This window comes from Microvirga tunisiensis (assembly GCF_009296175.1).
In the GTDB taxonomy this organism is placed as follows: Bacteria; Pseudomonadota; Alphaproteobacteria; order Rhizobiales; family Beijerinckiaceae; genus Microvirga; species Microvirga tunisiensis.
Map to the genome: position 1 here is coordinate 1 of NZ_VOSK01000488.1, position 3,777 is coordinate 3,777.

2 protein-coding genes and 2 pseudogenes are annotated in these 3,777 nt (G+C 62.9%); 2 read left to right on the top strand and 2 right to left on the bottom strand.

The window, feature by feature from the left end; translation table 11 throughout:
- The first annotated feature begins 208 nt into the window (after positions 1-208).
- Positions 209-559: an MFS transporter gene (locus FS320_RS39855; protein ID WP_192926411.1), complete on the top strand. Its 351-nt coding sequence runs from the start codon at positions 209-211 to the stop codon at positions 557-559.
- A 532-nt stretch (positions 560-1,091) separates the two neighbouring features.
- Positions 1,092-2,321 (top strand): annotated as a pseudogene (locus FS320_RS39860) (flavin monoamine oxidase family protein); the annotation flags it as partial.
- A gap of 856 nt (positions 2,322-3,177) precedes the next feature.
- On the opposite strand, the gene FS320_RS39870 reads toward FS320_RS39860, so the two are convergent.
- Positions 3,178-3,588 (bottom strand): cupin domain-containing protein, encoded by a 411-nt coding sequence (locus tag FS320_RS39870; protein WP_152717961.1) that lies wholly within the window; start codon positions 3,586-3,588, stop codon positions 3,178-3,180.
- Between the two features lie 57 nt (positions 3,589-3,645).
- A pseudogene (locus FS320_RS51220) lies at positions 3,646-3,777 on the bottom strand (IS481 family transposase); the annotation flags it as partial.

Sequence of the window (3,777 nt, forward strand, 5' to 3'; positions counted from 1 at the left end):
CTCCCCGCGCCGCCAATGCCTTGATAGTCATGCGAGCCTCCTGATCGAGCCGGCTCATGCGCTCCTCCGTGTCGTCCCGTGACACGGTAGGTCGACTTCAACCGGAGGCGACATCTCGTAAATCTGGCCGTCGCCTTACTCACACATTCGCGCGTCGCGCTACACGTTCGTCATCGGCTCGTTCCTAAAGAATAGCGTGTATGGTGTGATGATTGCGATTCCACTCGTCATGGCCGTGATTGCCATAGCCCTGATCCCCTTTGGCAACGGGCTTGCCGCAACCGCGATCCTGCTCGGAGCATGGGGTTTGATCGGCACCCCGGCCCCCGTGGCGTGGAATACCTGGCTGACCAGGACCTTGCCCAATGACGCTGAGGCCGGTGGCGGGCTGATGGTGGCTGCCATTCAATTGGCGATCACCCTCGGCGCCACGATCGGCGGCTTCCTCTTCGATATGAGCGGCTATCAGAACACCTTCGCCGCCAGCGCGGCCATGCTGGTCGCGGCCGGTCTCCTGGCCTTCGTGGCAAAGCGTGCGGGGTCGCCCGCACGAAAGTGAGCTGTCCGAGCCTGGACATAGGCTAGCGTTCGGTGCGACCCCGGGTTCGTTGCTGGACACATTCACCATCCTTCAACTTGCCAACCCATCAGTGGAACAACACCATGGCAAGCTTTCGCTACAAGACCTTCGGCTACGCAGCTCCGTCCACCGGCACCCATCTCCAGCCTTCTCATTCGAGCGTCGGGTGTTGCGCCCGAACGACGTTGCGATGGAAATCCTCTGCGACCACATGGGGGTCGCGAGGAGCTGGGTGAGACACGAGTCACCCAGCCCGTGGTGGCCTCCAAGTGTTCTAGGAGCCCGCCAGCGGGACCGGATCGTCTGCCATCGGCGCGCGTTGACGGATGATGCCGCCATTTCACCCTGCGACCGTTACCCAGCACCCGCGACCGTCTCCCCGTTGCTCGAGTACCCGCACCCGTGCCATCGTCGCGGCAGCTCGCGTCACTCATGCGGGGCCTGTTGCGGGGCTTGCTCAGAGGCACCAAGAGATGGAGCAGTACCAACTACTCACGAATGACAGGACCTTATGAGCGCTGATTGGTATGTCGTGATTATCGGCGGCGGTGCCGCAGGCGTTGCCGCAGCCCGTCGGCTGGGAGAGAGCGGGGTTGCCACGCTGCTGCTTGAGGCCTCGCAACGGGTGGGCGGCCGCGCCTACACGGTGAACGTGGCCGGCTACGCACTCGACCTCGGCTGCGGCTGGCTCCATTCGGCCGATCGCAACCCATGGGTCGCCGTCGCAGACGCTATGGGCTTCGTCGTCGACCGCCGCGGGCCGGCCTGGGGCCAGCAGTATCGCGACCTCGGCTTCTCCTCGGCGGAGCAGGAAGCCGCCGATGATGCGTTCTCCGCATGGCGCGAGCGGCTGGCAACTCCGCCGCCAAGCGACTGCGCAGGTGACGCTCTGGAGCCGGGCGGAGCATGGAACGCCTATCTTCAGGCAATGAGTGGTTATATCAGCGGTGCCGCCCTCGAGCGGATCTCGGCCGCCGACTACCTCGCCTATGATGAGGCCTCGACCCGGCACAATTGGCGGCTGCCCGCCGGATACGGCACGCTCGTTGCGGCGAGCCTGCCGGCCACGGTCGCGCTTCGCCTCGCTACGCCAGTCGAAGCGATCGACCTGATAGCGGCCGGCGTGAGCATCACCACGCGGTCGGGCTCCATCACAGCTCGAGCAGCCATTGTCACCGTTCCGACGGATGTGCTTGTCAGCGGTGCATTCAGGCTGCCGTCAGCCCTCGATGATTGGCGTCATGCCGCCGCCAGCCTGCCGCTCGGGCGGAACGAGAAGCTGTTCCTGGAGATCGTGGGCGATAGCCCCTTCGAGGCCGAGACCCACGTGATTGGGGACCCGCGCGACGCCTGCACGGGATCCTACTACGTCCGCCCCCTTGGCCGCCCGGTGATCGAGGGCTTTTTCGGCGGCGATGGTGCCGGAATGCTGGCGGAGAGTGGACCCGTCGCCGGCTTCGCCCATGCAGCGGATCAGCTCGCGGCGCTGTTCGGGGCCGACGTTCGACGTATGCTTCGCCCCCTTGCCGCCTCGAGCTGGAGCCGCATGGAGTACGTGGGCGGCGCTTATAGCTATGCACTTCCGGGCCACTCCGTGGCGCGGGGCGAGCTTGCCCGCTCGTTCGACCAGCGGCTGTTCTTCGCCGGGGAAGCGACTCAGCGCAACGACTTCTCGACTGCCCATGGCGCTTATCAAAGTGGAACGAGGGCTGCCGAGGAAGTCATCGCTGCGCTCAAGCGCCCCCATAGTGCCAGGCGCTTTCGGATCGGGGGCGACCTGACCTTGCTCATCCATGATCGGCTTGTTCGTCGCCACTCCAGCCCTCGATCGGGCGTCCTCATGCTGAAGCGACGGCACATCGAATGTCCGCCTGGGGTCAAACTTTCACGTTCCGGTTACCCAATGAACGTCGGCTCTCAACTGCTGAAGCGAACCGAGCACTTTCGTCTCAGGTGTGCCATTATGCGATCTTCCGGGTCCACGTTTGCCCCATGCGCCCAATCCTTGACCGCCCATCGTGGAATTTCGCTGAAGGCGGCTTCTGGAATGCGCAGCCCTGGCTCGCCGTGCGAGCTGGAAATCACCTGCTAAGTCAGGGCTGACACGTGCTGAGGCAGGCATCAGCATAGCAATGCGGTGGATCCCAACCCCACTGCTGATGTTGGTGGCCTTGTCCGTTCTGCCCTTTCCGCAGGTGTAGAAGTCGCCTTCCTTGACGGTGTAGGGTTCCTTTCCAGTCTTCTTGATGCTGAACTCGCCCGCGAGAATGTAGCACATCATGTCCACATCCATCACCGCCTCCTTGGGATCGGCGGCTCCGGGTTGGTACACAACATCCACGACTTTGATGCTCTTGTAGGCGTCCATCTCAGAAGGGATTTCGCCAATCTCCACCAACCGGCGACCAGGGCTGAGCTCCCTGCCTTCATTGGGACCGTAATTTGCGGCCCCTGCGGCCTTGGCGGACGTTGCCGAAGCGAAGAGCGGTGCCGTGGTGATGGCTGATAAACCAAGAGTGACCGCCGCTCTGCGGCTCATGAGCTCTGTCATGATTTCCTCCTATAGTTGGCGTATGTAAAATCAGCACAGGGAGATGCTATGCGGGCAGCAAGTCGATGATGCGCATGATCGCGACCGTGTTGCCGGTGTTTTTGCTGCGTTCCGGCAGGCCTTTGGCACATGACCATACGTCACCCTTTCTGTAGACGTTGTCGCCCGAGCCCGTGTCGACGGTCAGTTCGCCGTCTAGCATGTGACAGACCATGTCATTGGGCATGCTCCCACCGCTGGTGCTTGCGCCTGGCTGGTAGATGTGGTCTCGCATCGAGACCGTCTTATAGTTTGGGATCATCGTCTCGCGCTTGGTGTAGTCCACGCGACGAACGCCGGAGGCAATCTCCCGTCCCTCGGTTGAAGCCGCTCCTTGAGCGACGGCTTCACCGGAAGACACGAGTGAAGATCCCACGGCGATACTGAGCAGTGCATGGCGACGGTTAAGCTGTCCCATTGCTTCCTCCCGTCCAAGAGGTCACCCCAGCTCCACAAGTATGCGCCCAATCCGGCGCTAGTTGTCTGGATGCGAGACCTCCTTGGCATGAGCGATGACCTGGAGGGCTGGCGGCAACGCGTCTGCATCGGGTGGCTTGTAGCGGCGGTTGGCGAGCTTCGGCTCGGCAGCCAGGCGGCTTCGCACAAC